Origin of the sequence: Bacillus sp. 17RED48, from assembly GCF_019837545.1 — a bacterium.
GTDB lineage: Bacteria > Bacillota > Bacilli > Bacillales > Bacillaceae_G > Bacillus_A > Bacillus_A wiedmannii.
The window spans coordinates 794,307-821,077 of sequence record NZ_JADAXG010000003.1 but is presented as its reverse complement, the minus strand read 5'-3'; the positions used below and the strand labels follow the sequence as shown (position 1 = coordinate 821,077).

General features: G+C 33.5%; 35 protein-coding genes and 3 pseudogenes. 9 read left to right on the top strand and 29 right to left on the bottom strand.

The annotated features are described in order from the left end of the window. Positions 1 to 50: 50 nt before the first annotated feature. Positions 51 to 881, top strand: a complete 831-nt coding sequence (gene coaW / locus ILT06_RS17005) for a type II pantothenate kinase (protein ID WP_088046644.1) — start codon at positions 51 to 53, stop codon at positions 879 to 881. A gap of 6 nt (positions 882 to 887) precedes the next feature. On the opposite strand, the gene ILT06_RS17000 is transcribed toward coaW, so the two are convergent. From ILT06_RS17000 to ILT06_RS16985, 4 genes and pseudogenes are all read right to left on the bottom strand, one after another. After that, the gene (locus ILT06_RS17000) at positions 888 to 1,397 is read right to left on the bottom strand and encodes a 2'-5' RNA ligase family protein (protein ID WP_076539234.1); all 510 of its coding nucleotides are present in this window, start codon (positions 1,395 to 1,397) and stop codon (positions 888 to 890) included. A gap of 118 nt (positions 1,398 to 1,515) precedes the next feature. Beyond that, on the bottom strand, positions 1,516 to 1,995 hold the full coding sequence (locus ILT06_RS16995) for a CcdC family protein (protein WP_064475568.1): 480 nt from the start codon (positions 1,993 to 1,995) through the stop codon (positions 1,516 to 1,518). A gap of 41 nt (positions 1,996 to 2,036) precedes the next feature. After that, positions 2,037 to 2,348: pseudogene (locus tag ILT06_RS16990) on the bottom strand (DUF4052 family protein); the annotation flags it as partial. Continuing rightward, positions 2,348 to 2,717, bottom strand: a pseudogene (locus ILT06_RS16985) (DUF4825 domain-containing protein); the annotation flags it as partial. The pseudogenes ILT06_RS16990 and ILT06_RS16985, both read right to left, overlap by 1 nt. 439 nt (positions 2,718 to 3,156) lie before the next feature. Here ILT06_RS16985 and ILT06_RS16980 point away from each other — a divergent pair. The 7 genes and pseudogenes from ILT06_RS16980 to ILT06_RS16950 all read left to right on the top strand — a co-directional run bounded on the left by ILT06_RS16980 (position 3,157) and on the right by ILT06_RS16950 (position 4,311). Beyond that, positions 3,157 to 3,297, top strand: a complete 141-nt coding sequence (locus ILT06_RS16980) for a YrzI family small protein (protein ID WP_000156189.1) — start codon at positions 3,157 to 3,159, stop codon at positions 3,295 to 3,297. Between the two features lie 27 nt (positions 3,298 to 3,324). Further along, on the top strand, positions 3,325 to 3,468 hold the full coding sequence (locus ILT06_RS16975) for a YrzI family small protein (RefSeq protein WP_064475571.1): 144 nt from the start codon (positions 3,325 to 3,327) through the stop codon (positions 3,466 to 3,468). 28 nt (positions 3,469 to 3,496) lie between these two features. Beyond that, complete coding sequence (locus ILT06_RS16970; RefSeq protein WP_017560126.1) at positions 3,497 to 3,640, top strand: YrzI family small protein; 144 nt, start codon at positions 3,497 to 3,499, stop codon at positions 3,638 to 3,640. A 26-nt stretch (positions 3,641 to 3,666) separates the two neighbouring features. Next, complete coding sequence (locus ILT06_RS16965; protein WP_098111721.1) at positions 3,667 to 3,810, top strand: YrzI family small protein; 144 nt, start codon at positions 3,667 to 3,669, stop codon at positions 3,808 to 3,810. A gap of 26 nt (positions 3,811 to 3,836) precedes the next feature. Next, complete coding sequence (locus ILT06_RS16960; protein ID WP_000668981.1) at positions 3,837 to 3,980, top strand: YrzI family small protein; 144 nt, start codon at positions 3,837 to 3,839, stop codon at positions 3,978 to 3,980. 25 nt (positions 3,981 to 4,005) lie between these two features. Beyond that, entirely contained in the window at positions 4,006 to 4,146 is a 141-nt protein-coding gene (locus ILT06_RS16955; RefSeq protein ID WP_000669812.1) for a YrzI family small protein, read from the top strand. A gap of 25 nt (positions 4,147 to 4,171) precedes the next feature. Continuing rightward, a pseudogene (locus ILT06_RS16950) lies at positions 4,172 to 4,311 on the top strand (YrzI family small protein). 239 nt (positions 4,312 to 4,550) lie between these two features. Here the strand turns inward: ILT06_RS16950 and ILT06_RS16945 are convergent. After that, complete coding sequence (locus ILT06_RS16945; protein WP_064475575.1) at positions 4,551 to 5,636, bottom strand: AI-2E family transporter; 1,086 nt, start codon at positions 5,634 to 5,636, stop codon at positions 4,551 to 4,553. 149 nt (positions 5,637 to 5,785) lie between these two features. Between ILT06_RS16945 and ILT06_RS16940 the strand changes: the two genes are divergently transcribed. Further along, positions 5,786 to 6,607 (top strand): HNH endonuclease, encoded by an 822-nt coding sequence (locus tag ILT06_RS16940; protein ID WP_064475576.1) that lies wholly within the window; start codon positions 5,786 to 5,788, stop codon positions 6,605 to 6,607. Between the two features lie 228 nt (positions 6,608 to 6,835). On the opposite strand, the gene ILT06_RS16935 is transcribed toward ILT06_RS16940, so the two are convergent. From ILT06_RS16935 to ILT06_RS16820, 24 genes are all read right to left on the bottom strand, one after another. Beyond that, positions 6,836 to 6,928 (bottom strand): putative holin-like toxin, encoded by a 93-nt coding sequence (locus tag ILT06_RS16935; protein ID WP_001289320.1) that lies wholly within the window; start codon positions 6,926 to 6,928, stop codon positions 6,836 to 6,838. 223 nt (positions 6,929 to 7,151) lie between these two features. After that, entirely contained in the window at positions 7,152 to 8,264 is a 1,113-nt protein-coding gene (gene ssuD, locus ILT06_RS16930) for an FMNH2-dependent alkanesulfonate monooxygenase (protein ID WP_064475577.1), read from the bottom strand. A 177-nt stretch (positions 8,265 to 8,441) separates the two neighbouring features. After that, a complete protein-coding gene (locus ILT06_RS16925; RefSeq protein WP_222655309.1) occupies positions 8,442 to 9,290 on the bottom strand; it encodes an ABC transporter permease in 849 nt (282 codons plus the stop codon). A 16-nt stretch (positions 9,291 to 9,306) separates the two neighbouring features. Then, complete coding sequence (locus tag ILT06_RS16920; RefSeq protein WP_222655308.1) at positions 9,307 to 10,293, bottom strand: aliphatic sulfonate ABC transporter substrate-binding protein; 987 nt, start codon at positions 10,291 to 10,293, stop codon at positions 9,307 to 9,309. Positions 10,294 to 10,308: 15 nt separating this feature from the next. Next, positions 10,309 to 11,064: an ABC transporter ATP-binding protein gene (locus ILT06_RS16915; protein ID WP_098102406.1), complete on the bottom strand. Its 756-nt coding sequence runs from the start codon at positions 11,062 to 11,064 to the stop codon at positions 10,309 to 10,311. Positions 11,065 to 11,291: 227 nt separating this feature from the next. Continuing rightward, positions 11,292 to 12,020, bottom strand: coding sequence for a hypothetical protein (locus ILT06_RS16910; protein WP_064475581.1), 729 nt, complete (start codon positions 12,018 to 12,020; stop codon positions 11,292 to 11,294). Further along, a complete protein-coding gene (locus ILT06_RS16905) occupies positions 12,017 to 12,607 on the bottom strand; it encodes a TetR/AcrR family transcriptional regulator (RefSeq protein ID WP_064475582.1) in 591 nt (196 codons plus the stop codon). Before ILT06_RS16905 ends, ILT06_RS16910 begins: the two co-directional genes overlap by 4 nt. A 202-nt stretch (positions 12,608 to 12,809) precedes the next feature. Next, positions 12,810 to 13,319, bottom strand: a complete 510-nt coding sequence (locus ILT06_RS16900; protein ID WP_222655307.1) for a ribonuclease FAU-1 family protein — start codon at positions 13,317 to 13,319, stop codon at positions 12,810 to 12,812. A 103-nt stretch (positions 13,320 to 13,422) separates the two neighbouring features. Further along, the gene (locus ILT06_RS16895) at positions 13,423 to 13,917 is read right to left on the bottom strand and encodes an NUDIX hydrolase (RefSeq protein WP_001057918.1); all 495 of its coding nucleotides are present in this window, start codon (positions 13,915 to 13,917) and stop codon (positions 13,423 to 13,425) included. Next, positions 13,910 to 14,959: a hypothetical protein gene (locus ILT06_RS16890; RefSeq protein ID WP_064475583.1), complete on the bottom strand. Its 1,050-nt coding sequence runs from the start codon at positions 14,957 to 14,959 to the stop codon at positions 13,910 to 13,912. The genes ILT06_RS16895 and ILT06_RS16890 overlap by 8 nt, the downstream gene beginning before the upstream one ends. Positions 14,960 to 14,971: 12 nt before the next feature. After that, positions 14,972 to 15,445, bottom strand: a complete 474-nt coding sequence (locus ILT06_RS16885) for a tetratricopeptide repeat protein (RefSeq protein WP_154131832.1) — start codon at positions 15,443 to 15,445, stop codon at positions 14,972 to 14,974. Between the two features lie 137 nt (positions 15,446 to 15,582). Beyond that, a complete protein-coding gene (locus ILT06_RS16880; RefSeq protein WP_154131833.1) occupies positions 15,583 to 16,281 on the bottom strand; it encodes a phosphopantothenoylcysteine decarboxylase domain-containing protein in 699 nt (232 codons plus the stop codon). Positions 16,282 to 16,284: 3 nt separating this feature from the next. Then, on the bottom strand, positions 16,285 to 17,085 hold the full coding sequence (aacC, locus tag ILT06_RS16875; RefSeq protein WP_141669125.1) for a BA2930 family N-acetyltransferase: 801 nt from the start codon (positions 17,083 to 17,085) through the stop codon (positions 16,285 to 16,287). A 377-nt stretch (positions 17,086 to 17,462) separates the two neighbouring features. Then, a complete protein-coding gene (locus tag ILT06_RS16870; RefSeq protein ID WP_064475587.1) occupies positions 17,463 to 18,407 on the bottom strand; it encodes a methyl-accepting chemotaxis protein in 945 nt (314 codons plus the stop codon). A 201-nt stretch (positions 18,408 to 18,608) separates the two neighbouring features. After that, positions 18,609 to 19,856 (bottom strand): glutathionylspermidine synthase family protein, encoded by a 1,248-nt coding sequence (locus tag ILT06_RS16865; protein WP_154131834.1) that lies wholly within the window; start codon positions 19,854 to 19,856, stop codon positions 18,609 to 18,611. A gap of 20 nt (positions 19,857 to 19,876) precedes the next feature. Continuing rightward, positions 19,877 to 20,488: a hypothetical protein gene (locus tag ILT06_RS16860; RefSeq protein WP_064475589.1), complete on the bottom strand. Its 612-nt coding sequence runs from the start codon at positions 20,486 to 20,488 to the stop codon at positions 19,877 to 19,879. A 189-nt stretch (positions 20,489 to 20,677) separates the two neighbouring features. Then, entirely contained in the window at positions 20,678 to 21,868 is a 1,191-nt protein-coding gene (locus ILT06_RS16855; protein WP_064475590.1) for a DUF418 domain-containing protein, read from the bottom strand. A gap of 301 nt (positions 21,869 to 22,169) precedes the next feature. Beyond that, positions 22,170 to 22,580 (bottom strand): GNAT family N-acetyltransferase, encoded by a 411-nt coding sequence (locus ILT06_RS16850; RefSeq protein ID WP_064475591.1) that lies wholly within the window; start codon positions 22,578 to 22,580, stop codon positions 22,170 to 22,172. 56 nt (positions 22,581 to 22,636) lie between these two features. After that, positions 22,637 to 23,575 carry a DMT family transporter gene (locus ILT06_RS16845; protein ID WP_098101524.1) on the bottom strand — a complete coding sequence of 313 codons (939 nt, stop codon included), beginning with the start codon at positions 23,573 to 23,575 and terminating at the stop codon, positions 22,637 to 22,639. 69 nt (positions 23,576 to 23,644) lie between these two features. Then, the gene (locus ILT06_RS16840; RefSeq protein ID WP_098101522.1) at positions 23,645 to 24,166 is read right to left on the bottom strand and encodes a DinB family protein; all 522 of its coding nucleotides are present in this window, start codon (positions 24,164 to 24,166) and stop codon (positions 23,645 to 23,647) included. A gap of 15 nt (positions 24,167 to 24,181) precedes the next feature. Next, on the bottom strand, positions 24,182 to 24,682 hold the full coding sequence (locus tag ILT06_RS16835; RefSeq protein ID WP_064475594.1) for a GNAT family N-acetyltransferase: 501 nt from the start codon (positions 24,680 to 24,682) through the stop codon (positions 24,182 to 24,184). A gap of 34 nt (positions 24,683 to 24,716) precedes the next feature. Beyond that, positions 24,717 to 25,262, bottom strand: coding sequence for a GNAT family N-acetyltransferase (locus ILT06_RS16830; protein WP_064475595.1), 546 nt, complete (start codon positions 25,260 to 25,262; stop codon positions 24,717 to 24,719). 15 nt (positions 25,263 to 25,277) lie between these two features. Further along, on the bottom strand, positions 25,278 to 25,979 hold the full coding sequence (locus ILT06_RS16825) for a nucleotidyltransferase domain-containing protein (RefSeq protein ID WP_154132153.1): 702 nt from the start codon (positions 25,977 to 25,979) through the stop codon (positions 25,278 to 25,280). A gap of 16 nt (positions 25,980 to 25,995) precedes the next feature. Further along, positions 25,996 to 26,679 carry a DNA alkylation repair protein gene (locus tag ILT06_RS16820; RefSeq protein ID WP_098111962.1) on the bottom strand — a complete coding sequence of 228 codons (684 nt, stop codon included), beginning with the start codon at positions 26,677 to 26,679 and terminating at the stop codon, positions 25,996 to 25,998. Positions 26,680 to 26,771: the final 92 nt, after the last annotated feature.

Here is a 26,771-nt window from a genome sequence, read left to right as displayed (position 1 = left end):
TTTCACTAATATGAACAGAGTAAATAAATTACTTGGTTAGGGGCATGAAAATGGAAAGTACTATCGGTATCGATGCCGGAGGAACATTAACGAAAATTGCTTATTTGAACGAACAAAAGCAATTAGCTTTTGAAAAATTTTATTCAAATGAACAAGATAAAATAATAAATTGGCTTAAGAAAAACACTCGTATAAAACAAATATGTATTACAGGTGGTAAAGCAAAACAATTACAGCAACTACTTTCACACTCATATAAAATAGTAGAACGAAACGAATTTGAAGCTACTCTAATAGGTGTCCAATACATATTAAAAAAAGAAAAATATGATATAAATAACTTTATATTAACAAATATCGGTACAGGTACTTCCATTCATTACGTTTATAATGACCAATATATTCGCGCTGGTGGAACCGGTGTTGGCGGTGGTACTATTATGGGGCTTTCAAAATTGTTAACAAATATAGACTATTTTGAAGATGTGATTCCTTTAACAAAAGTAGGTTCTAGAAAAGAACTAGATATTACGGTTGGAGATATTTATGGTGGCATTCTCTCTCCTATTGATAATAGCTTAACTGCAAGCAATTTCGGAAAAGCTACCAAAACAGATTCAAATTTTAGTAGTGCTGATATACTAGCAACTGTGCAAGGGCTTGTAGGTGAAGTCGTTACTGCATTAAGCCTTCAATTCGCCGAAACAAAAAACATTGACCATATTATTTATATTGGTTCCACTCTATGTAATAACGTACACCTTCAAAATATTATTAGTAACTACACAAAATATCAAAATAAAACACCAATCTTTTTACGAGATGGTGGTAATAGCGGTGCGATTGGTGCTTTACTTCATGTTACGAATAAAAAAAGCTGACTTTTGTCAGCTTTTTTGCAACGGTACTTCAAATTCAATAATCGATTTCCCGTTTTCTCCAATTCGCTCTACACTAATTCTATCAATTACACATTGTAACTTTTCAGGGAAACTCTTAATTTCCTTAGCTACTTCAGCAGCTAACTCAGTACTTTCTTTTCTCCCGACTGTTACATGCGGTATGTACGAAATATCTTCTTTCAAAAATTGTAATAAAGCGCCTGTATACAGCATATCATGAAGTTCTTCTATTTGTTTTTGCCCCTTTTCAACTCGTAAAAATAAATATTCCCCTTCACTCGTAATTTGATTCGCAAATTCAATTTCTATCTCCTGTATCCCTTTTGATAATTTTAAAATATGTAATTTCAGCTCATCATTTGAAGTCGAGCTTTCAAATGGGAATACAATTGTAATATGCGGTGGGATTAAACCGAATAAAGGATCATGTTGTTTCCTAATGTCCTCTATTTCATTAATAGACATGTCGTTTAGAAAAAGTAAAATTGTACGCATTTTTATATCCCCTACTTTCTCTTTTTTATATTCATCATATTGTATGGTAGCTTGCACTTCAACAAATGATTTCAATTACATATAAAAAGAAAAAACTTCTCAAAAGAAAAGTTTTTTCTTATAAAGCATGATTACTATTTTCCCGCCAAACTTTCCTAAACTTTATATAACTAGCTATTCTCCAAGGGATAATATACGATACTGCAATAACATAAAATAATAAACCAATCGTTTGTTGATCTAAGTCAACAATATATTGTCTTGAACCGTATCTTAAAACGACAAGTGCAATAAAAGTAATTAAAAAGGCTGCACTTTTTTTCGTATAAATATTCCCATCATCTCTTCGCTCATAATTTGTTAAAACTATAAGTGGTACGGCGAAAAGAACCCCAATGAATGCTGCTATTATACCTTGTAAAATAGCTGGATGTACGGGACCAAAAAACCATAAAACACCAGGTGTTAAAAATAGTAATGGCCACAAAATACGTATCCCACTGCCCTTTATTGGCTTATACATAGAACGATAACGACGCCAGAGTATTAGTAGTGCAATGCATAAAAAGACTGTAACGAGTGAAGATGTATCTCTCATTTGTTTTTCCTACTCTCCCAAAATATTTACTTAATTACACTTTAAATTGTTTGCTCAAATGATACTTTTTGAATAAATATACCGCTAGTCACGATATAGACGATAGTTAATATAATTGAAATGACAATAAAGTATGGGATATCTATTAAAGATAGATTAGATGTAGAATTTAAATCCTGTATTCCTACGTCTGCATAAAGCACACTATTCAATGATATAAAAAATGTTCCGCCTATCATAAGACCAATCCACTTAAAACGTTTCTTAATCACTACTGCTACTTGAAAGAAAGTTGCTATTGTAACATACAATAATAGTTGTACAATAAACTGTTTAACTGAGTGTTCTCCTAACCTTTTGCATTTGGTACTAAAATCGCTAGATAAATAACGTTAAAGAGAAAATTCTTCTCCATCGTATCCTTACCATCAAACCAATATGTCTCAACCATATCTTCTGTAAAGGCTCCATTCCCTCTTGCACCATAGTTTACCTTTATACTTTCATTCTCTAAACTTATACTTTGAAATGTTTCACCACCGGGTAAATGATTAAGAATTGCAACCACATCTGAGTTATTATCAAACATATGTCCCAGCATATTTCTTAAAAGCACCAGGTTCAATATCAGATATTTCTTTTATTCTTTCTCCGCTAGAACAAGCAGAAATAAGTAAAAAAATTGTTAGCATAACAACCACATTACGATGCATATATTTCATTTAGCATCCCCCATTATTATCGATATTTCGTTCATTACAATACTTCTTCTCAAAACCCTTTAAAATATACGCATTTTAATCAAAATTAAAAATTTTCGATTTTTATGTTTACAATTATCCATTAATTGTATATACTTACTAACGTAAGAAAAAATTCTAAAAGGAGGTCGAAGGAAATGATGAAATTACAATTACATGCTTTAACTTTAGCGTTAACTGCACCTTTGTTTTTCGGACAATTAAATATGAATTCGACCACCCTAATGGAGAATTGAAAACCGCACTTTATTTCTATTAATTCATAAATTCGCCACAGGAGGTCGTATACTTTCCTGTGGCTTTTTGACGCCCAGCCGTAGGAGAACTATATCTTCCTGTGGCTTTTTTGTGCGATTTTTTAGCCTCTTATATTATTTTTTAAAGAAAGGAGCAACATTCGATGACTATTAGCGTATTGTTTTTAAGTATTACGATTCAAAGAAATACAATTTCCAAAGATGAAATTTTTCATAACGAGCAAATTGAAAAAGCTATGAATGATGTTAAGGAGCGCCAAGCGCTTTATTGTGATCACCTGTAATTCCTTTTCGAGAGGAGGAATTCATTTATGGCTTTTCATATTTTCTTTTTTACAACTGTACTTCAGAAAAAGACTTTATCTGAAGATGAAATCATTCGTAAACAACAATTAAAGCAACTGACTGATAAAATGACTGACATTAAAAGTTCATACTATACGCAAATGTATTAAAAATATATTTTTAAGGAGCAATACCTTCATGAAATTTAAAGCATTCTTTTTAACAATCACCATTCAAAAACGTAAGCTTTCTCAAAGTGAGATTTTGCGTGAGCAACACATTCAAACTATTATGGACGAAGTGAAAGAGCACCAAGCTTCTTATTACAGCCGTCTTTTCTAAATAACTTTTAAAGGAGCAATACCTTCATGAAATTCAAAGCATTCTTTTTAACAATCACCATTCAAAAACGTAAGCTTTCTCAAAGTGAGATTTTGCGTGAGCAACACATTCAAACTATTATGGGTGAAGTGAAAGAGCGTCAAGCTTCTTATTACAGCCGTCTTTTCTAAATAACTTTTAAAGGAGAAATATCCTAATGAAATTTAAAGCATTCTTTTTAACGATTACCATTCAAAAGCGTAAGCTTTCACAGCAAGAAATTTTGCGTGAGCAACACATTCAAACTATTATGGGCGAAGTGAAAGAGCGTCAAGCTTCTTATTACAGTCGCCTTTTCTAAATAACTTTTAAAGGGGAAAAAACATATGAAATTTAAAGTATTCTTTTTAACGATCACCATTCAAAAAACTAAGTTCTCAGACAGTGAGATATTGCATGACCATCAAATTAATAAAGCTATGGAGGATGTAAAAGAACGTCAAAGTCACTACTGTAGCCATCTATAATTCCTTTCGAAAGGAGGAATGTATCATGAAGTTTCACCTTTTCTTTTTAACAATTACAATTCAGAAAAAAACTATTCTGATGCGGAATTAAAACAAGAACAACAATATAAACAGGTTATAGACGAAATTCGAGATCGTAGAAGCAAATACTACTCTCACCTATAAATCTTTAAAATATAAAAATTGAAAGGAGTCGATTATGATGTTGATAGCACGTTCTAAAGAAATGATTTGGATAGTTCAGAGGGATTCCACATAGTTTTATAGACATACTATCACACAAGTATATCGTTATATTTGATGTGTAATAAATATATAATAAAATTACACCCGTACACTTTTAATGTTGAGTAATAAACAAAAGATACACCACTTAAAAAGCGGTGTATCTTTCTCAATTTATACTATTTCCGATTATTTCGTTTCGTCTTAAACAATCTCACTAAGTTCGAAACAACTGTTTTCGTTACTGCATAAACTGGCACTGCTAAAATCATTCCGATAATTCCCGCAAAGTTACCTACCCCTAAAATTAAAATAATAATTGTTAAAGGGTGGATATTTAATTTTGAACTCATAATACGCGGTGAAATGATGTTACTTTCAAACTGTTGTACAATTGTTACGATAATAATTACGTACAACGCTTGCATCGGAGATACGAACAGACCTACAATAACAGCTGGTGCTGCACCAATAAATGGACCTAAGTTAGGAATGATATTTGTAAATGCTGCTATAATTCCTAAAACGAAAGCGTACGGTAAATCGATAATTAAATAACCGATAAAAGTAAAAGCACCTACAAATATACAAACGAGCGCTTGCCCTTGAATATACGCAGATAATGTTTCGTTCGTTTCCTTAATGATACGAAGTCCTTCTTCACGGTAAGACACAGGTAATAGACTAACTGCTTTCCCTGGAAACGCATGTCCATCTTTAAACATATAAAATAAAATAAACGGTACTGTGAAGATAACTAATGCAACGTTTGTGATAATACCAAATAAAGCCGTTGCACTCGACGTAATCGTGTTTGGTATATCCTTTAAGTATTCAATCGCGTTTTTCTCAATTGTTTCAATGGAAACGTAGTTTTGTGTAGATAACCATTCAAATAATCTGTGATGGGATAAATCTTGTATGTATAGTTTTCCCTCTTTAATATAACCTGGCATATTTTTTACTAAATCCATTAACTGTTGTGAGATCGTTGGAACAACTACCCCAACTCCAACTGCAGTTAATGTTATAATAAAAAGATATAACAGTAAAATCGCTAAATTTCTAGGTACTTTTTTATTCTCCAAAAAGACTAACAATGGGTTAAATATGAAGTATAAAAATAACGCGATTAAGATTGGGAAAAACAACGTAGATATGAAGATACCAATCGGTTGAAATAGAAACGATATTTTTGTGCAAATAAATATGATCGCTACAACCATTAGCACTTCTAATGTCCAAAAGTGCACTTTCGATTTCAAAAAAACGTCCTCCTTTAAACTAGCACTTCTCTTCATTGTACCAAAATAAGCAAGAATTTCACATAATATTTTCCTTTACAATATTCCAAAATACCAATAAATACACTACAATGAGATTACATACAAATTTGCAGGTAAAGGTGATAAAAATGACACAATGCATCATATGCAGAAAAGATACGAAAGAACTTAGTGAACAATATGTCATCCCCGAAATATTATGTGGATATTATTTCACAAACTCAATTTGTGATACTTGCCATGAACAAATGACAACAAATATTGATCGTCCCTTAATTCGGCATAAATTAAGTCAATTTAAGATTGAACAAATGAAAAAACAAATTGATTCCCCGCTCTATACGAATGAACATGGTGAGGAACTTGCGGCTGCTGAGACAGATGTTGTTGAAGTAAGTGATGAAATACTTTATTCCAATACATTAATTATGAAACTATGTAAAAAGCACGATATTTCACTACATAATGAAATTTGGAAAGAAGAACGTGTAACGAAAGTAGCTAGCTCTATTCAACGTGAATTACTTTTAGATAACCGTAAATACAAAATGAGTGTATTAAAAATGGCTTATACTTTCGCTGTACAAGCTGTTGATGGCTATTTTGAAGATCCAGATGCGATTGATATTTCTAACATTCTATCAAATGCCGATTTTATGGAATTAAAAGAAAAAAGTATAGTTCGCGATTTAAGTAAAAGTTCTTTATGGAATACATTAAATACAAATAGCGAGAACCATTACTTTATTTTATTAAGTGATAAAGATGGCCTGTTCTGTTTCATTCGTTTATTTGATATATTTGACGTTGTCGTTCACTTATCAGAAAAGAGATATGAACTTTCATCTCCAATTGTCGGCGTAAATGATGTAAATAGACAGGAATTTTATATCCAAACTTTAAAACAGTATATGGATGGGCTATTTAAAGAAAAAAAACCTTCTATTTAATCGAAATCAGAACATACGGTCTCCTTTCTTGACGAAAAGACACTGTGTTATAATAAGTATGAAAAGAACAATACAATCACATAAACCAATTATTAATTGTAAATAAATAAAAAAGACCAGTGTGCGGCTACACACTAGTCCACGTAACTTAGCAGATTGGATTGTTCATTTATCCTATTTGTTTCTTACAAACAAAACAACCCACATTCTATTGGCATAGGTGGGTTGTTATTTTTTGAGCTTGTCTATTAAAACGACGACGAACGTTAACAATGCAACGAGAAACAGTCCACCCTGCAGTAACAACGCTATTTCACTCACGTATTATCACCCCCCTCCTATTCGGAGAAGTGATAATTGAACAACCAACCGTACCTTAAGTTACTATTTAATTTTACCATATTTTCTAATAGTTTACGATGAAAACCCGCAAGTGAAATACTTGCGAGTTTTTTTATCCCGTATTAACAGGCAGTAAACAAAATGAAGCAAAACATAGGTGAAACTGCCTGTAAATGCCCGATTGGTTCAACTTTATTTCTCACTATTTTTTTAAAGCAAATGCATCAGCTATCATTTCACCAACAATTTTATTTTCTTGTTTCTTCTCGTCTTTCAATAAAGGAAATAACAGTTCTGCCACTTCATATGCCTCTTCTAAATGGGGGTATCCTGATAATACAAACGTATCAATTCCTAACGCTTCATATTCTTTTATTCTTTCTGCTACTGTATGCGGATCTCCAACAAGCGCAGTACCCGCACCACCTCTTACAAGCCCAATTCCAGCCCATAAGTTAGGACTTATCTCTAACGACTCTCTCGTACCTTTATTTAAGTGTGTCATTCGTTTTTGTCCGACTGAATCATATCTTGCAAATGTTTTTTGAGCGAGCTCAATTGTTTCATTATCTACATATTGAATTAACCTTTCAGCCTCTTCCCATGCTTCTTCTTCTGTCTCTCTTACAATTACGTGTAGTCTAATACCAAATCGTACGTTACGCCCCTTCTCTTCCGCAAGTTTTCTTACTTCTTCTATTTTCTCTTTCACTTGCTCTGGCGGCTCCCCCCAAGTTAAATATACATCACTATGTTCCGCTGCAACTTCTTTACCTGCAGCAGACGATCCGCCAAAATAAATTGCTGGATACGGCGTTTGAACCGGAGGAAATACAACTTTACTATCCGTAACTTTAATATGCTTTCCTTCTAAAGAGATCGTTTCACCTTGCAAGGTCGATTTCCAAACTTTTAAAAATTCATCGGCTGCTTCATATCTTTCATCATGTTCAAGATATAATCCATCGCCATGCAATTCAACAGGATCTCCTCCAGCTACTACATTAATAAGTAACCTCCCATCTGAAATTCTATCAAATGTAGATGCCATCCTCGCTGCAACTGTCGGTGACATTAGTCCTGGTCTAACTGCTACTAAAAATTTTAATTTCTCTGTCTCAGCTGCAAGTGCCGATGCTAATACCCATGGATCTTCACACCCTTGACCAGTTGGAAGTAATACACCCGAATATCCTAAATAATCAGCTGCAGCTGCAACTTGTTTATAATAACCATACTCAGCTGCTCTTCCTCTTTTTGTCGTTCCTAAATATCGACCATCTCCATAAGCCGGAATAAACCATAATAATTCCATACCTTTACACACCCCTTATTTATTTTGAAACGCATACTAACATACTCTATATAAATTACCCCTAATAATTTACCCCGCTATTTGCGGGCAGTAAGATCCCCACCTTAAAATTCAGCGAAAGCAAAGAAGTTAGGTGGGGGATGACCCTCCCCACTGATTAAAGTTTCACTTTATATGTTAATTCCCTGTCTCTCCTTTAAAATTATCTCGCCATCTTAAAAACTTCACTTCTAGTAAACGTACGAGTGAATCAGAAAACTTTCCAACGAATGCAAAAATAATAATGCCGACAAATACGATATCTGTATTTGAAAATTGCCTTGCATCCATAATCATATAGCCGATACCTTCTGTAGACCCCATAAGTTCTGCTACTACTAAACTCACCCATGCAACTCCTAAAGATAACCTTGCTCCCAGTAATAGATTTGGCAATGCGGCAGGTAAAATTAATTTTGTAATTAATTTTCTTTTACTAAACTCTAACACTCTCGCAACATCGAATAGTTTTGAATCTACACCTCGTATCCCTAAAAACGCGTTTACGTATAAAGGAAAAAATGCACCGTCCGCAATTAATAATACTTTCGATGTTTCTCCAAAACCGAACCATAATACGAAAAGCGGTGCAACAGCTAAATGAGGTACAGTTCTTAACATTTGTACAGATGGATCTAAATATTGCTCACTTTTCGTTGAAAATCCAACAATCGTTCCTAAAATAATTCCTAAACTCCCGCCGATAAAGAAACCAGCCGCAGCCCTGAATACACTGAAACTTAAATGACCGAATAACTCTCCTGTTTTTATAAGTTCTTGAAAAGCTAGTAATATATCTAATGGTGTTGGTAAAACTGTTTTAGAAACTAAATCGAATACGCCGGCTAACTGCCAAATAATTAATACGATAATCGGTATAGTAATCGCTCTTACTAGCACTTTTACATTCGTCTTTCGCACTTTCTTTACATTATTTTTGCCAATCGTTATACCCGTTGGTTTCATAACAGCTTTCGTATTCTCCAATTTACAAAACCTCTTTTCATTTCGCCTTTAATGCTTTTTCTACGAAAGAATTGTCTACTACTTTATCTGTCTTAATTTCTTTCTTTATAGAGCCTAGCTTATATTGAAAATCCGCTGTCTTTTGCTGTTCCGCTATTATTTCTTTCGTTACTGGAACTAAAATTGGTTTGTCGTGATTAAACACTTCTTTTACAATTTCGGCATCTATTTTCTTTGCAGAAGTATATATTTTTATCGCTTCATCTAAGTTTGACTCTTGCCATACACGTGCTTTTTCATAAACTTTAAGGAATTTCTCAACTAATTCTGGGTGCTCCTTCGCAAATTTTGTTCTCGCAATTAAAAATTTTGGAGAAGAAACATTTAATAGTTCACCATCTGCAATAACTTTTGCCCCTTTATTTAACGTATGTAGCGAGATGAATGGATCCCATATCGCCCATACATCTACTGATCCGGATTCAAATGCCGGCTGTGCTTCATCTGGTTGTAACTGAATAACATTTACATCTTTCGCATTGATACCTTCTTTTTCTAAGGCTCGATACAATAAATTAAACGCGCTACTCCCTTTTGCTACCGCAATTTTTTTACCTTTTAAATCTTTTACACTCGTAATCTTACTATCTTTTTGTACAAGAATCCCTGTTCCTTTTCTCGCATAACTTGTATTAGCAATTTCGGTAAATTCAATACCTGCTGCTTGCGCTGAAATAACTGGGGAGTTCCCCACTTCACCAAAGTCTAATCGATTTGATGAAATCGCTTCAAAATAAGGAGGTCCGCTTTGAAACTCTGTCCATTTCACCTTAACCCCTTCTTTTTTAAACTCCTCTTCAAACCATCCTTTTTTCTGTGCTAATAATAGCGGGCTTAATCCTTGCTGTATACCAATTTGTACTGTTACATCTTCCTTCTTACTACTTGCTGTGCTTTTTTCACATCCAAATAAAAATAAAGAAATAGCTACTGCAAAAGAAAGAACTTTAATTTTTTTATACATATACTCACTCTTTCCCTATATACTTGTTTGAATTAATCCCCCGTGTTCAAACTGCTGTAATACTTTCTTTCGAATTTCTTGGAATGAATCCGAAGTTTTACTACGCGGATAAGATAAATTATTTTCAATCACTTTATGTATTTTTCCAGGCTTTGCACTCATGATGACAATTCGGTTCGAAAGATATATTGCTTCGTCTATATCATGTGTAACGAATATCATTGTCGTCTTTTTTTGTTCCCAAATGTTGAGCAGTACTTCTTGCAAATGACTTCGGGTAAATGCATCCAGTGCTCCAAATGGTTCATCAAGCAATAATACATTGGGATCCCTTAACAACGCTCTTGCAATCGCAACACGTTGTGACATCCCGCCTGATATTTCTTTCGGATATGATTTTTCAAAACCGTCTAATCGAACAATTTCAACCCATTCCTTTACCTTATCCTTCACATACTTATCTTTTAATGACAAATCAGCTGCAATATTTTCTTCCACTGTTAGCCATGGAAACAATCGATGCTCTTGAAATATAAATCCTTGCTTCTTACTCGGTTTTGTTATACGCTCCCCGTCAATAATGATTTCTCCTTCAAAATCGCTGTCTAAACCTGCAATAATTTTTAATAGTGTACTTTTTCCGCAACCACTCGGACCAATTACTGTAACAAAATCCCCTTTCTCTAATTGAAAATTAATATTCTCTAATACTTGAACCGTAGCATTTTGTTTCGAAAAATATTTTGATACTCCATCAATTGAAACAGTCACTTCTTCGCCTCCTTGAAATGATTCATCTAAATGAACAGATTCAGTATTTATGCAATAAAAAAACCAAAGGCATTTTATCAATAGATAAAATGCCTTTGGTTTCTCCAATCAGCAATACGTAATAGAATTAAGTACATATTATACAAATATTTCCGATAAGTCAACTGGGTTTTGTTTAAAAATACATATGATTCGTTTGAACATCCTTATTGTTATTTATTTAAAAATTATTTTTTATGGTTCTTAATCCACTGTAACCAATAAGAAAACTCACATGCCAAATGCATTTGATGCGATTTAATAAGGCTATTAGGACAAAGTGCCGGAAACTCTACAACTAGACTTACTTCTATACCAGTATCTGTATCTTTGAATTGATGTCGAACTCCACCAATAGTAGTACCGTCTTTCATACGTGCAACACCTGTTGATTGGTATTGATAAGACTTATCTCGAGGTGTCTTCAATCCCGTTTCGTCACCAAAAACAATAAAAAATTGAACTGGAAATGGAGAATTACCAGTAGTTTCGATAACCTCTAATTCATTTTCCCCAAAGGGTCTTAGTACGTAGTGATCTGGACAGGCTGATAAATTCACTTGATCATTTTCATCTGATTGTTCAAGCATAAAACTATCAATTCCATTTATCGCTTCTTCTGCTGTAATCCCATCTAAATAGATACTTGTTTTTGAAAATTTTCGTCTATCACCAGATAAAACAGTACAAATACGCATACCCATTTCACTTAATTTCAGTTTAATTTTCAACTTATCATACATTTCATTGTATGAATGATTTAACTTTAGTTCCGTTAGTTTTTTTTTCATAACGTCTGTATCATTTAATTCCGGTTCTTTATGTCCTAATGTATTTAAAACTTTTTTAATACGTTCTCTTTTCCACTTTGTAAGTTGTTCATTCGAAATATTGTTTCCATCAATAATAATTTTCATATACATTCTCCTTCGATTTGATCGTATCGTATTGTATTTAATACTAAATTAATCATTTCTTGCTTCGTGTCTAGATTCAAATTCACCTCTGAATGAGCAATACTGCTAAGACCGTATAAAATAAATCCTGATGCTAATAATGAGTTATTAGTATTAAAAATCCCAGTTTTCACCCCTTCTTCGATTACTTGTCGAATTAATGGCTGCATTCGCGTAAATAATTTCTGTTCCAGTTGAAAATGTTGTTCCGTCTGAAACGAACTCACATTTTTATAGGGTGCTAATTTTTCGATAAATGTCCAAAATATATTTAGAGAATCTTTCAGCTTTTGCATGACAGACCGTTCATTAGAAATAAGTATTTCTTCAATTAACTCCATATTTTTCACAATAAAATCATTTAATACTTCATCAACAAAATTCTCTTTAGACTTGAAGTAATAATAAAATAAGCCCGTTGCTACACCTGCATGATTCACAACATCTTTTATGCTAAATCCTTTCATACCATTTTTCATATATAGTTCAAAACCAATATCCATCAACTCTTGCCTTCTAACATCTGGTTCTTTTGATATTCTTTTCATAGGTCATCTCCTACTATGTTTTACCTTCGACTGAATCTGATTCAATCATAAACGACTGAACTATATTCAGTCAATATTAGTTTCCACAAAAAAAGAGTAATCTCAAGAAATATACATCTAACCTTAGACTTATCAAAAAGTTAGATCATATAACTTAAGACTACTCAATTTCATTAAACACATATTTTCTTTTCAAATCGCTTTAGTTTAACCACACCATTTCTGTCTCTACAATCATTTGAGGAAGCGTCTTTTGAATTATTTCCTCTAATACATTAAGAGCTTCATTCACATCCCCCCCCTCAAAACCCTCTAAAGGCTCAGGTAACTCATCCTCATCTAAAATAAAATATTCTCCACTTGGAAGTACCAATATATCAATAATTAAGTCTTCAAATGACACTAATTCGTCTGTTATTTGCGTATTTTTTACAACATTAAAATAAGAGCCTAAATACATTCCATTTTTATCTCTCCATATGTATAAATTGTACGGACGATTTTCCCAGTAGTATGCAATGGTGTAACTTCCTTTTGGGATTGTTAAACTCGCACGATGTGCAGTCATTGTAAATGAATACTGAACCTCATGAAATAACACGATACTTTGCAACTGCTTTTCAAGTAATAAGCAAGTGTGATCTACTACGGTCGAGTCATACCGAATTTTTCTTTCTATAATTTTACTTTTTGGTGTTAGTAATTTATTCATTCTTTGTTTCCCCTTATGCTATTTCTAATCTTAATTATATCCATTTATATAGTGATAAAGAAGTGTTTGGTCTCCAAATACACAATAAAAACTCCCTCTTATTTTAGAAGGAGTTTTTCACTGTCCATGTTTCATATTTTTTCACTTCTAATGGAAGCTCATTCGTTTTCAACCACTTCACTGCACTACATACAAGTGGAGATGAATTGTCTTCTGTAATGCTTTCTATAGAAACCCATCTCGCTCCTAAAGAATCTTGACCTTCAAATTGTTTTGGTACTATGATTTTCCCTGCACTCTTTTCAACATCATACAAAACTGCAATATGGTGTACATGTGTATAATCTTTAAACTTTGAAGGGTATTGAAAATCAACCGTACCTACTTGCTTTATAACCTTTACTTCTAATCCAGTTTCTTCTTTACATTCCCTATGGAGTGCCGATAACAACGACTCCTCTTCATTAAAGCTCCCACCAGGTAGATCATATCTGTTCTTATATGGACCTTTTGATTTATCAATTACTAATATATTATTATTTTCGATACAAATACCATACACACCAAGCGCACGATAAAAATTAGTAGCATTATTCATGGTTCAATTTCTCCACCATCACATCATAAAATTTTCGTTCCTCATCAACATTTAAGTAAACACGACTTACTGTTTTAGAAAATCCATATAATAATTGTGCTTTCATTGGCTCTTTGAGTATTATTTCAAATATTGGAGGTTCCTTTATAAATTCCATCACCGTTGCGTCAAGAACCTCTTTCTCTTTTTTTAAAAGTTCCCCTTTATAAAACGTAATCTTATCAATTTGTGTAAACGGTATAATGATTTTCTTCCCTAATCCAATTTGAATAATTACCTGTTCTTCCGTAACAATAATTGGATTTTTACGCATTGCTTGAATTTCAGCTAAAAAATAAAACATTGCATATACATTTAAAATAAGTAACACCCATGCTACAACTGGATTCCATTGATGAAACAAATAATGAAAACCGATACTTTCTATTAAGGTCGCATGGATGATCATAATATATACACCTATTGCACCAGTCTTTTTGTGATATGAGTATACGTATTCACCTTCTGGTACTTTTTCACGCCACGATAAAAATGCATAATAAATTAGCTTACACTCTGTTACAATGATATCTATTAATTTATTTCTTTTCATAGTGGCGTCAAACGCAGCATCAATTGCATAAGAAAATGAAGAATACTGACTTTTATATTCTTTATATTTTTTTATTATGTTAGGAAGCTTTCTAACAATTTTATATAGAAGGAATAACTCTAAACATACAAAAGCAATTTCTCCTGCAACTATACTATAAGAAACGTATGAAAAAGCTTGTAAATAGTCGCTTGGAATAATAAATCTTGCAAATATATAACCAGCTATTACAACAGGAAATATATAAGTTAACGAGTATCTTTTTCGAATAATAAAGAAATACGTAATGACTGGAATTACAAACATGCAATCTAATAATGATCCAAGAACAACTTCTTTCGGAGTAGCTGGTACAATCGGAAGAGCATACAATAAATAGTTTGATAACAAGATTAAAGATACGAGTCCAATCCAGATACCTTTTCGCCTTCGCGAAAGTGCGACACTCATACTTTCACTCCTCTATTTAAAAACCTCATTTAAATGGTCTTTATAAAATGAAATAGCACGTTCAAATTCTTTAACTTCTTCTACTTTTACGACTGTTTCAAGTAATAATTTCATAGCGGATTCATGATCGTTTACGTTATATTTCGCTAATGACAAAAATACTTTCATCACATCATTATCTGGAAACTGCTGCAAACCTGTTTCTAAAACAGTAATTGCTTTGTCATACTCACCTATACAACGATATATACTGCCAAGACCGATAAATGCACCGCAAAGCGACTCCCCATCAAGACCATTTGCAATTGCCTGTTCATAATACGGCACAGCCTCTGTTTCAAGCCCCATTACATCATGTATCCAGGCACATTGAAAAAGCACTTCTGCGTCTCGCGTAAAATTGGTTAACCCCATAAGTATCTCTCTAGATTGCGCATATTTCTTTTCATTTCTTAGTTTAATCGCTTGCTTTAATAAATGTTCCATAGAATCCACTCCTCACCAATTATTTTATGTATCCATCTTGAATGGTTAACATTTGTGTAAAAGTAAAATTCCCATAAATTAAAGTTTCGCTTACCTATATATACTATGCGGATTCACTCTTATCCAAATACTTAAAATTATAAAGCAATAATGTGATTACATAGTACTTCTAACCTTTTGACAATTTCTTTCGCCGTTTCATCTTTCCCATTACATAACTTTCCTTTACCGTCCTGTCCAATTACGTAGTGCACCGCTCCGCGTGAATATAAAGAATGCGGTGAATTTGCAATCATTACATTTGCCTTAGATTCTTTCATTCTATTTTTCGTTCTTTCAAACAATTCTTCTTCATTTACATCACTTTCAAGTTTAAAGCCAACTAGTACGGTTTCTGGATCCCACTCTTTTATTTGCTTTAATATTTTTGGAGCCTTTTGAAAATGAATAATTGGCGCTATATCACTTGAGATTTTCCCATTCATATCAAGAACATTACCATCTTGATCACAAATTTTGTCTACAACCCAATCTGATCCAGCCGCTGCCATAATGACCGCATCGACCTTTTCATGCGTAATGATACTTTTCATTTTATCTTGCAAATCAACAATTCCTTCAAACGGGTGTAATTCTAATTGATTATTTACATCGTTCGGTTTCTCAGCGAAATAACCGTGTAAATATATAACATGTGCTCCTTTACTTATAAGCTCTTCCGCGATTATTCTTCCAATTGTACCTTTTGCCATATTCGTATGCCCACGTACTTGGTCCCATTTCTCTAAACAACCACCACTCGTAATTAATACCTTTTTCCCCTTCACTGTAACCATCCCTTACTGATTTTTCTTACGAAACCATTCTGTTCCAAAGTCAACGATATCTCGTTGCTTCATAAGACGGCACGTTGCATTTCCTATTTTTCCATTTGTTACTGTTCCTTTTCGCTCAAACTCTACACCGATTTCTACAAACTTATCAGAATCGTAATCCATATCAACAAACTCTTTCCATACTCTTTCACCATTTTCTAAAATAGGTGCGCCTACTTTTATTAACTCACATGCACCAGTACGTACTTCAGATAAATGTACAGACGTATTGGAATCATATCCAACACCAATTAATAATATGTATCCGTCTAAATCATATATTTTTCTTAATGGAGATTCCTCTCCTAAACTCATTGATAGCGACTGATTCATCGTTATTTCTTCTGCATGTTTTCCCCATGCAGCAAAACTTCCTAATGGATGGTTGCTGCGTACTACATCCGGATATGTACGAAAACATTCAACTACTTTTCCCATTGCCCTTGTTGGTGTTATATGTGGTTCAAACGCCGGGACGTTATCTCGAATGATTTGCCACCATTCTTCAGGTACAGGTGGTCTTGACCAATGTTTCGGATCAGATAAATCCGAAGATTGTGTTGGCATAATAATTGTTCCCTCTTCCGTAATAACTTTCATTAACGCCTCTACTACCGCAACTGCTCCGCCAGATACCCAGCCAATAGAACTTAGCGAAGAATGCACAATAACCGTCATTCCTTTTTCTAACCCTAATTCTCTTAAATCATTTGTAATTGTTTTGATTGTATTTGGCAATTGTGTACTTGCCACTATGTCATTCATTTTCACGATTGTTCCCCCATTTTTTAAAACTAATACATACATATATTATCATATTTTTCTTAATTTTTAACTTAATCATTTTTCATATTTATAAAATAGCGAACTATAAAAACAAATTGTTTTTTAATATATATAGCAAGGACGTTTAACATTTCTTACAAACATGTAGTTTTTATCAATAAACAAAAATATTTTTCAAATCAATTACAAATATAACACCGAAAAAAAGAATCACATATTATGTTAGTGATTCTTTTTTTATAAGAGAACGACGCCCCATTCCAACCGAAAAATGGCATATTTAATTTTAAAATGTGTTTCTTATAAAAAGTTTTCAATTTATGTATTTAAATCTCGAACTTCAGGAACATTTGAACTTATTTTTGCCCTTGTAGTTGCTCTACTATAGTTTTTGCCTGTGTATCAAGTCTCTGGGCCGCTTCACCAATACCATTGAATTCATGAACTGCTTGTTCTATACATGAGTAACTTTCAGTAACTCTCTTTTCTGATTGAAGGGTCCCTGCACTAATCTTTTGTACCTGTTTGGTTATATTCTCTACATTAAAGTGTACATCTTTCGTTACGGCTTTAACTTTATTTGCTAAATTACGAACTTCATTTGCAACAACATTAAAACCACTACCATAGGTACCTGCATGGGCGGCCTGAATTCCAGCATTTAAGGCCAATAAATTAGTTTGTGTGGCAATTTCATTAATCGTTTTCACCATGTCGCGTATCATATTAGTTTGTACGTTAAGCTCTTGTAATAACTTCATATTGTCATTAGTTTGTTCGACTATTTGTTTAATAGCCGCGGAAACAATATGACTACGCTTAATCCCTTCTTGCGCACGTTCCTTTAGATTTTCCGCCATCTCTTGCAATTCAAATGTTACCTTAGCCGTCCCATTCTCACGCGCAGTAATATCTGTAGCGACTTTAATAACCGCTTGAATTTTTCCATTCTTATCTACAACAGGGGTATATGTCGCTTCTAGCCATATAATTTTCCCTTGTTTAGTAATTCTCTGTATTTTCCTTTGAAATGAGACTCCATTCCGAAAATTTCTCCAAAAGATATCATATTCTGGACTTTGAGCAAACTGTGAAGTACAAAACTGACGATGATGACTGTTTAATAGTTCATCCACTTCATAGCCCATTGCATATGCAAAATTATGATTTGCCCATATTACTTTTCCATAGGGATCAAACTCAATCATAGCTAGTGAACGTTCTAATGCAGCAAGTACCTCCCCTTGATTTAATACTTGTGTACTAAGTGAAGTAGTTTTTGAAATATGATCACTCTTCATATGCTTTTCCCCATTTCAAAAAAATTAAATATCATAGCATCTCGCATTAAATATACCACTATCGAATTATACTAATATTTATATAATTTGTCCCACTTTAATTTATATATATCAACGATCTTTAATAATATTTTTTCAAAATAAAAAGAGCACTTTTAATTTCAAAGTGCTCTACCATTAATGCTTTTTTTCATATATTTCTTATCCTTCAATTGTAACCCCAGTAAACATCGATAAGTTTCCCGTAATTTTCTCGCCTACACGTAAAAATAACCCAGCGGCTCTCCCACTAATACAGTGTGAGCCAATTAATAGTTTACCAGTATACGGACCATCCCATGTGTCAATTGTATAGTCAGGCATTTCTATGTATTGCTGATATATTTTTCGTTGTTCAAAGTAATACTCCGTTTTATCTTCAGCTAATAGTTCGTCATTTTCGTATATAGATACCCCTCCGCCTTCACGGCCGTATAAAGGTTTAGAAACATATGATTCATTTCTTTCTATAAACGGTTTATTTGTAAAATATGTTGGTAAGAAGTAGTTCTGAATGATTTCTCGCTCTTCTTTCTCAAAGAAAACTCCCTCTTCGAACAGTTGCCAAATTAATGCGAGTACACTTTTATTTTGCATAAGGAAAGCAGCAGGTGGATTAATGATTTTCACTCTTCCCTGCGCTATATGATCTAAAAATTGAAGTCCAATTCTTTTCCCATTTTTATCAGTATCTGAAACTAAATATTCAATTGGATATAATCTATATAAATAATGAATTCGTTCACCATTCGGCGTATATATACCATCATCTGCAACGACGATATCTTGTATACCTAAATAGTCCGTTGATTGATCTAAGCAATAGCTTCTTAAAAATTGAACTGTTTGATGATCTTCATCGTGCCAATCATAACTAGTAAAATATATCGTCTCTATAGGACTTATATTATAGTCATGTTTAATTTGTTCCCACGCCTGTACAATATGCTCTTCTATATGATTCGGATGGTTCACATCGTGATAACGGCACAACACTTCATTCGCGACAGACGGCTCTAAATAACCTGTTGGTGTATCACAATTTACTTCTATTAATTTAATATCTTCACCATTTACGATAAAATCAAACCTTGTAAAATATGAAAACAATCCAGTATGTTTCATTCTCGCAATTTCCCACGTTTCAACTGGAAATCCTAGTTTTTGAAAATCTTCTGTCGTATTTACAATATATTGATACGTTCTATATAACACGTACATAATTTCCTCTGTCGCTTTTGAAATAGCAGTATAAGTTTTTACTGGCATACGATACATACTTGTTGCCATATATTGATTCCATTCTTCCTTCTCTAAAAGACTCGGCCACGTAAATCCATTTCGACCAACCTCTTCCGCAAGTGAAAACCATACTTTCATATACTCTTTCTGCTCTTGTTCTGTATACATGATCCTATTATCCTTTCGTATTATGATCCGGCTGGCGCTTTTGCGTTTCCAATTCCACTTGAACCAGAATTCACTTTCGGCGTTTGAGTAGTAGATGATTTCGGCGTATTTGTATCTGGCGTCACTTTATTTGATGTACTCGGCTGTTGTTTGTTTAAATCTACTTTATTGGAAGAATTATTGTTGTTACTGTTAGTTCCACCGTAGTATCCTCCACCACCGCTGCCACCAGTTCTACTTTGGTCTTTTTCACGATATGGAATAATATTATTTGCATACGGTTTCTTCATTACATTGGGTTTTGCTGTATAATTCATATTTGAAGTTCTGCTTGCTAATAAATATCCTGCTACGAATGGCAGTATCGGTAAATGTGAGTTTTCATTATACGATGAAAACGATGGATTAATTTCCTTGCATAACTCATCATTTTCTACATTTTCATTGGTAGGAGTTTTATCATCACAATGTAAAGCTTCTTGTTCATTGCCTTGCTTTGCACCATCTGTTTTAACAGCGGTACTTTCTTTCTGTGCAGTTTCTTCTTCATAATCACCACACCCAGTTAATAAAAATGATGACACCCCAATTGAAGTAGCAATTTTTATAAATTTACTCTTATCCATTCTCATGTGTTATACACCTAATTTCTTTTATCTATATTTTTCCAGATACCTTTATTATATAATGTATCTGTTAATTTTTTCAAACTAAAGCCTATATGCACATTTGCATATTTTATGCTTTTTATTCCATAAATAAAAACAAACTAACATTAGATTATAATTTTGTTTATAGATTAAAATAAATTGAAAGACGACCTAATACCCAGGTCGTCTTTCAATTATTTTATTTTTATATATTAAACGTCTCAATAAAATCTCTAATGGTCCATTCAGATTGTTTTTTTCCATTATTGTAGCTAATAGGACAGACAATATCCAAATACTTATAGCTATCAATGCAGCAAAAGCGTTACTTACATGCCCTCCTAAATCAAATGCTACAGGTGATAAAAGTATAACAAGCAGTGCCTCATTCAAAACAAAAAATGTTAATGAACGCTTTCCTAGAGCAATTAATGAACAGCTAAAGTACCCTAGATTTTTTAATCTACTCCCTATTATACCGAAACCCGTTGCATATGCTAATCCTCCAACAATTCCAGTTAAAATATGGATTCCATTTATCATTCCAGCTGTAAATACACTTGGATACCATATAGTCCCTATAAAAGATAGAGGCAAAGCACCTATTAAGGAAATTGCTAATCCTATAATTGTTATATAATATAATTTTTTCAAATGTTGCTCTGGTTTTATTAATAACTGATATCTAGCAATCCACAAACCAAGAATTACCGAAGGAAGAATTGGGAACATAAAATGGATGAGAACAGGTATAACAGGAAAGAAAAGTAATCGTAACATTATAGTACTTAGATACGTGTCTTTTGCTGAAACATCTGGTGAAAAACCGTAATCACCTATTGCTTGCATATTAAATCCCCATATTATTGGAATAAAAATGATATACAATATAGTGATAATCGTAAATGTTCGAATTAATGTTTTCATTTTACACTTTAATAGCGGGCTAACAAGAAGCCCCGCTACGCCATAGGCCATAAGAATATCTTGCCCTCCAATTAAGACTGCTAACACAACCCCAAACAGTATTAAATACAAAGAGCGTCTTCTTACAATTTTCACAGCATGATTTTCATTTTTCCCTTTTGATATTTGCCCTTCAAGTGCTAGAACCAAACCGTAGCCTAATAATACGGCAAACATCGCTCTAGCACGGTTATCAATTATGAATATACCAAAAAAGTTTACAATTTGATCAAAGAAACTTCCGCTTTCCACCCTATGCATAATTCCAGGATCTGCAGCATACAAGTAAAGCGGTGCATGGGCAAGTACGATTAATAGTAACATAGTACCTCTTGCTAAATCTAATGAGACTGCACGCTTCTTCTCAATTGCGCCATTATTTATTGATTTACTCATATTTTACTTCCTTCCTTAGCACCAACTAACCTTTTTTACATTTTTGTCAAAAACTAATAACTAGTTGCTATTAAAATTAGAAAAAATAAAGTGAAACTTTAATCAGTGGAGCTTTTGTTCATCCACGCACTGATTATTATCCCCGTACCAATTGGCGTTTACTGGCTTCAGGGCTTCCACCTAGCTTCCTTACTCCAGCCGAATTTTGAGGTGGGAGTTTTACTGTCCACAAATAGCAGGATACATATAAAACGAACTATTTCTTCAAATCCTATTCCGGATATTATATTCTAAGATGATTTTAATATGTTTTATTTTTAAAATACAAATGAAATCTTTCAATCCCCGGATATCTTTCTCCTAAACTTTTAACCTGAAAACCAATTTTTTCATAAAATTCTACTGCCTCATTGTCTGTCTCTGCTTCTATATAAGTTAATTGAAGCATTTTTACTACTTCTTTTATCATTTGCAACGCAATTCCTTTATTACGATATTGTGGAGCGACTGCTATGTGACATATTCTCGCTTTATTTGCTCCGATTATTTCAATACCTATACAAGCCTTTTCTTCATATCTGTACAAAGTCCCTTTACTACTTTCATAATATAAAACTGCTTTCTTTAAGCTAGTTTCACTTGGCCCGACTGCATACTGTAACACATTTAAAATTGGATTTTTCTCAATTTGTTCCACGCGTTGCAAATTCATTTCTACATCCCTTTCCATGAAAAAAGACTAGCTCTTTCTATAAAGAGCTAGTCTCATTACGCCGTTATTTTTTCTTCTTTTTTCACAACGACCGCTACATAACTATGTAGTATCATTCCGACAATAACAAGACTCATTCCGATCCAAGATAAAGATGACGGAATTGGCGCAGATAGCAAGATGAGCTCTCCTACTAGCGCAAATAAAACTTCACCGGACTGTGTTGCTTCGACTGTTGCTAGTTTTTGTGGATCATCTTTTACAAGATCTGTCGCAAAGAAGAATAGTACTGTCGCGATTAAACCAGAACTAACTGCTACAATAAAACATTGGAAAACTTGGCCACTTGACGGTAATCCGCCTGTTGATATTTCATAACCTGATAGTAAAAACCAAAATGGTAAACTTGCTAATGTCATACCAAGAACTCGCTGGAATACATCTAATTCGCCTTTACAAACTTGCATCATTTTTCGATTTCCAAGAGGATACGCAAACGCTGCAATAAGTACAGAAACTACACATAAAACAGTTTCTCGAATTCCTAATGAAGAAGCATGTTCTACTTGCATGAGTACAACACCGCATAAAATAACCCCAGACATAACTAATTCCTTCATTGGAAGTTTTTTATGTAATGGATCTGCTGCAAAAAATGGTGTTAACAAAATTCCTGCGACAATCGTAATTTGCCATGTTGATGCAACAAGCCAACCAGGTCCAAAAGCTCCGGCAAAACTAAGTGGTGCATAGAAGAGACCAAACCCAACGATACTCCACACTAACCATTCTTTCGGATTATTTTTCATATATTGAAAGAGTTGCTTTAAGTTCCCTCTATACATGACAATAAGTAAAAGCATTGGAACCATAAAGTAGTACCGTAATGAAGCACTCCAAATCCAGCTTCCACCTTCTAAGTCCATCGCCCGGTTTAAAACAAAGGTAAAGGCAAAGAAAAATGATGCCAATATCCCTACTGCAATAGCTTTCATTATAAAACCCCTTGTTTAGTTTCTTCTTATACTATACAACAAATTAAATATAATTAAAATTCGAAATCTTCATCTCGCATCTATTCTAGCTCTATATAGTTTTCTTAACTGACTAATATGAGCTTGATGGTACCGATTATGATCGGCTATATGCCATATTCCCCACCTTATAGTCGCAGTTTCTCCCTTCTCATAAAAAACTTCCCTTGTTAAATCATTTTCTGTTAGTTCCATACACTCCTCATAAAACATATGTTGCACCGCTTCATAGTCTTGCATTAATTCTTGTAATTTATACTTTCTTAAACTAGGCAATCCTCCCATTTCATTCAACATTGGTCCATATTTATTTTCAAGTGTCGGTGGAACTTCCTCTCCTTTTAAACGGTACACCCAGTGTAAATCGACTATTGCTAAATGCTGAAGTAGTTGCCCAATACTATTTTCATTATTTTCTGACCCTTTGAAGGACAGTTCTTTCACATCAGTACCTTCTACTAACTTTTGCAATCGTTTAAATGTATCAGTAACCGTCGCATACAAAATCGCTACTTGCGGGTTCATATTTTTTTCTAAATGGAGATCTTTCATACTAAACTCCCCCCATTAAAAGAACAACACCATATGTTCATCATCACTATACACACCATTCATTTTTATAGCTCTCTTTTCAATCCCATACGTTTTAAAGCCCATTAATTCATACAATTTTTTTGCTGGTTCGTTTGTGGACACAACACCTAATGTTAATTGTTCCAAGTTCAGTTCTCTTGCTCTTTCAATTGCCTTACGTATTAACTCACGTGCAAAACCACTTCTTCGATTGTCAGCATCTACATACATCGCAACGATATGACCTTTATGTTTATACGCCTCTTTCTCTTCTGTTAGTAAAGTGACAACTCCAACTAATTGATAATCCTCATTAAAAGCACCAAATGTACAGCTAGTAGTAGCTGTTAAATTACTTTCCACTCGTTTAATAGGATTTTCCTGACGAATCGCCTCTTCATAAGTTGTTACAAATGCCTCTGGATTTATTTGTAATGCTTGTAAACGTAAATCCCAATATTTTTTCGCATCTTCTTTCGTAAGTAATCGAATCATATTTCTCCATCCCCTTTTAGTTAACATAATATTTTTATAAGCTACCATTTAAAGATTCGTATTCTTCTCTTAACATACTATAACGATAACGATGAATGAACTTCCCTTGACGTAATCGATCATTTCTCATTAATCCTTCACAAATAAAACCAGCCTTTTCATAACTCTTTCTAGCTTGAAAATTATCTTCATCTACACGTAGCCAAACTTTCTCTAATTCAAATTCAATGAATGCTAGATGTAACATACTATATAAACCTGCTAATCCATATCCTTTACCCCAATACTCTTTATCACCAATCGCGATTCCCAGTTCTGCATTTTTATTTGTTTTATCAAAGTTTTTAAGGTCTACCCATCCAATATGTATGCCGTTCTCTGTTACTATAGCTCTTTGTTCATAACCATTTTTTCGATTTATACATGCTTCAATCCACTTTTTCGTATCATCACGAGTGAACGGTGGATATTGATCTGGTACAACTAAATGATTTGTCACTTCTTTATCTAATGACCATTGATATCGCTCTTCTACATCATCTAGTGTCAGTTCTCTTAATTGAACGTATGGTACATTCATTGCGTTATCCCCTTTTTATTTTCCTATAGAAAACCCTTCAAACATTCTTCCTCCGTACTGTTCTAGCGTTTTTTCTACAAAAGTAATTAATTTTCTTTTCTCTCCCGTTGTATAAAAATGATCGAACGCCGCTACAAATTGGTCTGCATATTGTTCATCATATTTTCTAAGTACCCTTATAAACCATTTTGAATTTCCAAGCCATTTACCATTTACTCTTAATACATATTCATGTAATAAATCAGCTAATAAATTCGCGATAAACAATTCTTCTTCTCTTTTTGATGCACCAATAAAATCGTCCAAAGTATCCGTAATAAAATACCGTTTCTGCTTCATCATTTCTTCCGTCCATTTAGCTGGCCCTTTATTTAGTAAATCATTTGCTTCACTTTTTAATTTCTCAACAATTTCATTTTCCCCTTTCAATACAATACCCTCTGAAACTAATTGTGGTAACGAAGGTCTCCCTCGGTCACAATCCATTTTAAAAAAGGTTTTACACGTTTCAAAATTATGTACAAAGACTTCAACAGGCCATCCATTACTATAGAAAGATTCTCTATAACAAGACGTTAAATTTTGATCAACTATAACAATGTCCAGATCAGATGTTTTTGTCGCTTCTCCTCGTACAACGCTTCCTCCCAGTAAAGCTACATCACAATTCGGAAATTGTGATGTAATTATGCTTTGTGCCGCTTCCATTGGTTTCATAACCGTTCCCCTTTTCTTATTTCACTTTCTTTTTTTCAGCTCTTTCTCTCGCTTTTTTTATATACGGCTCTGCGTCTGGTGTTTTGCATGATGTTGCCCCGTGATCAACTTGTACTTTTCCAATTTCACGTGCAATTACAATCGCCTTTCCCTCTAAGTCTTCATTACGAATTCCTATCGCGATTAAAGCACTATTCATCGCTTCTTTTTTTCTATTTTTTTCATTATGTATATTTGTTTTAACCTCTTCTAAATACGGAGAGAAGAAATCATCATGTAACGTTTTATTTTTAATCGCTATATTTGCTAATAAAGACCAGCCAGCTCTTCCAATCCATTCATCATCAGACTTTGTCCATTCTTCCATTCTTTCTATCGCGATTGGCGACGTACAAATAGCCGTCATCAAAACGTCCATTAAACAATAATAATCAACTTCCTGTACCCATTTATTAAGCTGTTCTGTCGTAACTTTCTTTGGATCTAAAATCATTGTTGCTAAAGTCATTGCATCCATATTTTTTGTTTTCCATAATGAAATTGCTAAATCATGATCTTTTTTTATCTTCTTTTTTAACAATTTTAAATTAGCAAAACTAACTCCGAATAGTGGTTCTTTCGCTCCGTGGTTTTTATACGTTTTACGATTTTGTTCTGTTCCATATTCCTCTAGTAGTTGCATTACTTCTTCAAGTAACATATGCCCACCTCTTTATCTTTTATGTTGACTTCATATATATATGTACGATATATTCTACATTACTTTTTGGTTTTCCTATATGTATTTTTTAA

What these genes read in the sequence shown, in the direction of transcription:
- ILT06_RS16910 (WP_064475581.1), bottom strand. Translation starts at nt 12,020, where the DNA reads ATGAAAATTATTATTGATGGAAACAATATTTCGAATGAACAACTTACA.
- aacC (WP_141669125.1), bottom strand. Translation starts at nt 17,085, where the DNA reads ATGAATGACATAGTGGCAAGTACACAATTGCCAAATACAATCAAAACA.
- ILT06_RS16820 (WP_098111962.1), bottom strand. Translation starts at nt 26,679, where the DNA reads ATGTTACTTGAAGAAGTAATGCAACTACTAGAGGAATATGGAACAGAA.
- ILT06_RS16840 (WP_098101522.1), bottom strand. Translation starts at nt 24,166, where the DNA reads ATGAAAGATCTCCATTTAGAAAAAAATATGAACCCGCAAGTAGCGATT.
- ILT06_RS16865 (WP_154131834.1), bottom strand. Translation starts at nt 19,856, where the DNA reads ATGTATACAGAACAAGAGCAGAAAGAGTATATGAAAGTATGGTTTTCA.
- ILT06_RS16845 (WP_098101524.1), bottom strand. Translation starts at nt 23,575, where the DNA reads ATGAAAGCTATTGCAGTAGGGATATTGGCATCATTTTTCTTTGCCTTT.
- ILT06_RS16965 (WP_098111721.1), top strand. Translation starts at nt 3,667, where the DNA reads ATGAAATTCAAAGCATTCTTTTTAACAATCACCATTCAAAAACGTAAG.
- ILT06_RS16860 (WP_064475589.1), bottom strand. Translation starts at nt 20,488, where the DNA reads ATGAGAATGGATAAGAGTAAATTTATAAAAATTGCTACTTCAATTGGG.
- ILT06_RS17000 (WP_076539234.1), bottom strand. Translation starts at nt 1,397, where the DNA reads ATGCGTACAATTTTACTTTTTCTAAACGACATGTCTATTAATGAAATA.
- ILT06_RS16835 (WP_064475594.1), bottom strand. Translation starts at nt 24,682, where the DNA reads ATGATTCGATTACTTACGAAAGAAGATGCGAAAAAATATTGGGATTTA.
- ILT06_RS16855 (WP_064475590.1), bottom strand. Translation starts at nt 21,868, where the DNA reads ATGAGTAAATCAATAAATAATGGCGCAATTGAGAAGAAGCGTGCAGTC.
- ILT06_RS16830 (WP_064475595.1), bottom strand. Translation starts at nt 25,262, where the DNA reads ATGAATGTACCATACGTTCAATTAAGAGAACTGACACTAGATGATGTA.
- ILT06_RS16980 (WP_000156189.1), top strand. Translation starts at nt 3,157, where the DNA reads ATGACTATTAGCGTATTGTTTTTAAGTATTACGATTCAAAGAAATACA.
- ILT06_RS16885 (WP_154131832.1), bottom strand. Translation starts at nt 15,445, where the DNA reads ATGGAACATTTATTAAAGCAAGCGATTAAACTAAGAAATGAAAAGAAA.
- ILT06_RS16870 (WP_064475587.1), bottom strand. Translation starts at nt 18,407, where the DNA reads ATGAAGAGTGATCATATTTCAAAAACTACTTCACTTAGTACACAAGTA.
- ILT06_RS16940 (WP_064475576.1), top strand. Translation starts at nt 5,786, where the DNA reads ATGACACAATGCATCATATGCAGAAAAGATACGAAAGAACTTAGTGAA.
- ILT06_RS16955 (WP_000669812.1), top strand. Translation starts at nt 4,006, where the DNA reads ATGAAATTTAAAGTATTCTTTTTAACGATCACCATTCAAAAAACTAAG.
- ILT06_RS16825 (WP_154132153.1), bottom strand. Translation starts at nt 25,979, where the DNA reads ATGAAACCAATGGAAGCGGCACAAAGCATAATTACATCACAATTTCCG.
- ILT06_RS16890 (WP_064475583.1), bottom strand. Translation starts at nt 14,959, where the DNA reads ATGAGTGTCGCACTTTCGCGAAGGCGAAAAGGTATCTGGATTGGACTC.
- ILT06_RS16995 (WP_064475568.1), bottom strand. Translation starts at nt 1,995, where the DNA reads ATGAGAGATACATCTTCACTCGTTACAGTCTTTTTATGCATTGCACTA.
- coaW (WP_088046644.1), top strand. Translation starts at nt 51, where the DNA reads ATGGAAAGTACTATCGGTATCGATGCCGGAGGAACATTAACGAAAATT.
- ILT06_RS16975 (WP_064475571.1), top strand. Translation starts at nt 3,325, where the DNA reads ATGGCTTTTCATATTTTCTTTTTTACAACTGTACTTCAGAAAAAGACT.
- ILT06_RS16850 (WP_064475591.1), bottom strand. Translation starts at nt 22,580, where the DNA reads ATGAATTTGCAACGCGTGGAACAAATTGAGAAAAATCCAATTTTAAAT.
- ILT06_RS16900 (WP_222655307.1), bottom strand. Translation starts at nt 13,319, where the DNA reads ATGAATAAATTACTAACACCAAAAAGTAAAATTATAGAAAGAAAAATT.
- ILT06_RS16895 (WP_001057918.1), bottom strand. Translation starts at nt 13,917, where the DNA reads ATGAATAATGCTACTAATTTTTATCGTGCGCTTGGTGTGTATGGTATT.
- ILT06_RS16970 (WP_017560126.1), top strand. Translation starts at nt 3,497, where the DNA reads ATGAAATTTAAAGCATTCTTTTTAACAATCACCATTCAAAAACGTAAG.
- ILT06_RS16920 (WP_222655308.1), bottom strand. Translation starts at nt 10,293, where the DNA reads ATGTATAAAAAAATTAAAGTTCTTTCTTTTGCAGTAGCTATTTCTTTA.
- ILT06_RS16905 (WP_064475582.1), bottom strand. Translation starts at nt 12,607, where the DNA reads ATGAAAAGAATATCAAAAGAACCAGATGTTAGAAGGCAAGAGTTGATG.
- ssuD (WP_064475577.1), bottom strand. Translation starts at nt 8,264, where the DNA reads ATGGAATTATTATGGTTTATTCCGGCTTATGGAGATGGTCGATATTTA.
- ILT06_RS16960 (WP_000668981.1), top strand. Translation starts at nt 3,837, where the DNA reads ATGAAATTTAAAGCATTCTTTTTAACGATTACCATTCAAAAGCGTAAG.
- ILT06_RS16880 (WP_154131833.1), bottom strand. Translation starts at nt 16,281, where the DNA reads ATGGTTACAGTGAAGGGGAAAAAGGTATTAATTACGAGTGGTGGTTGT.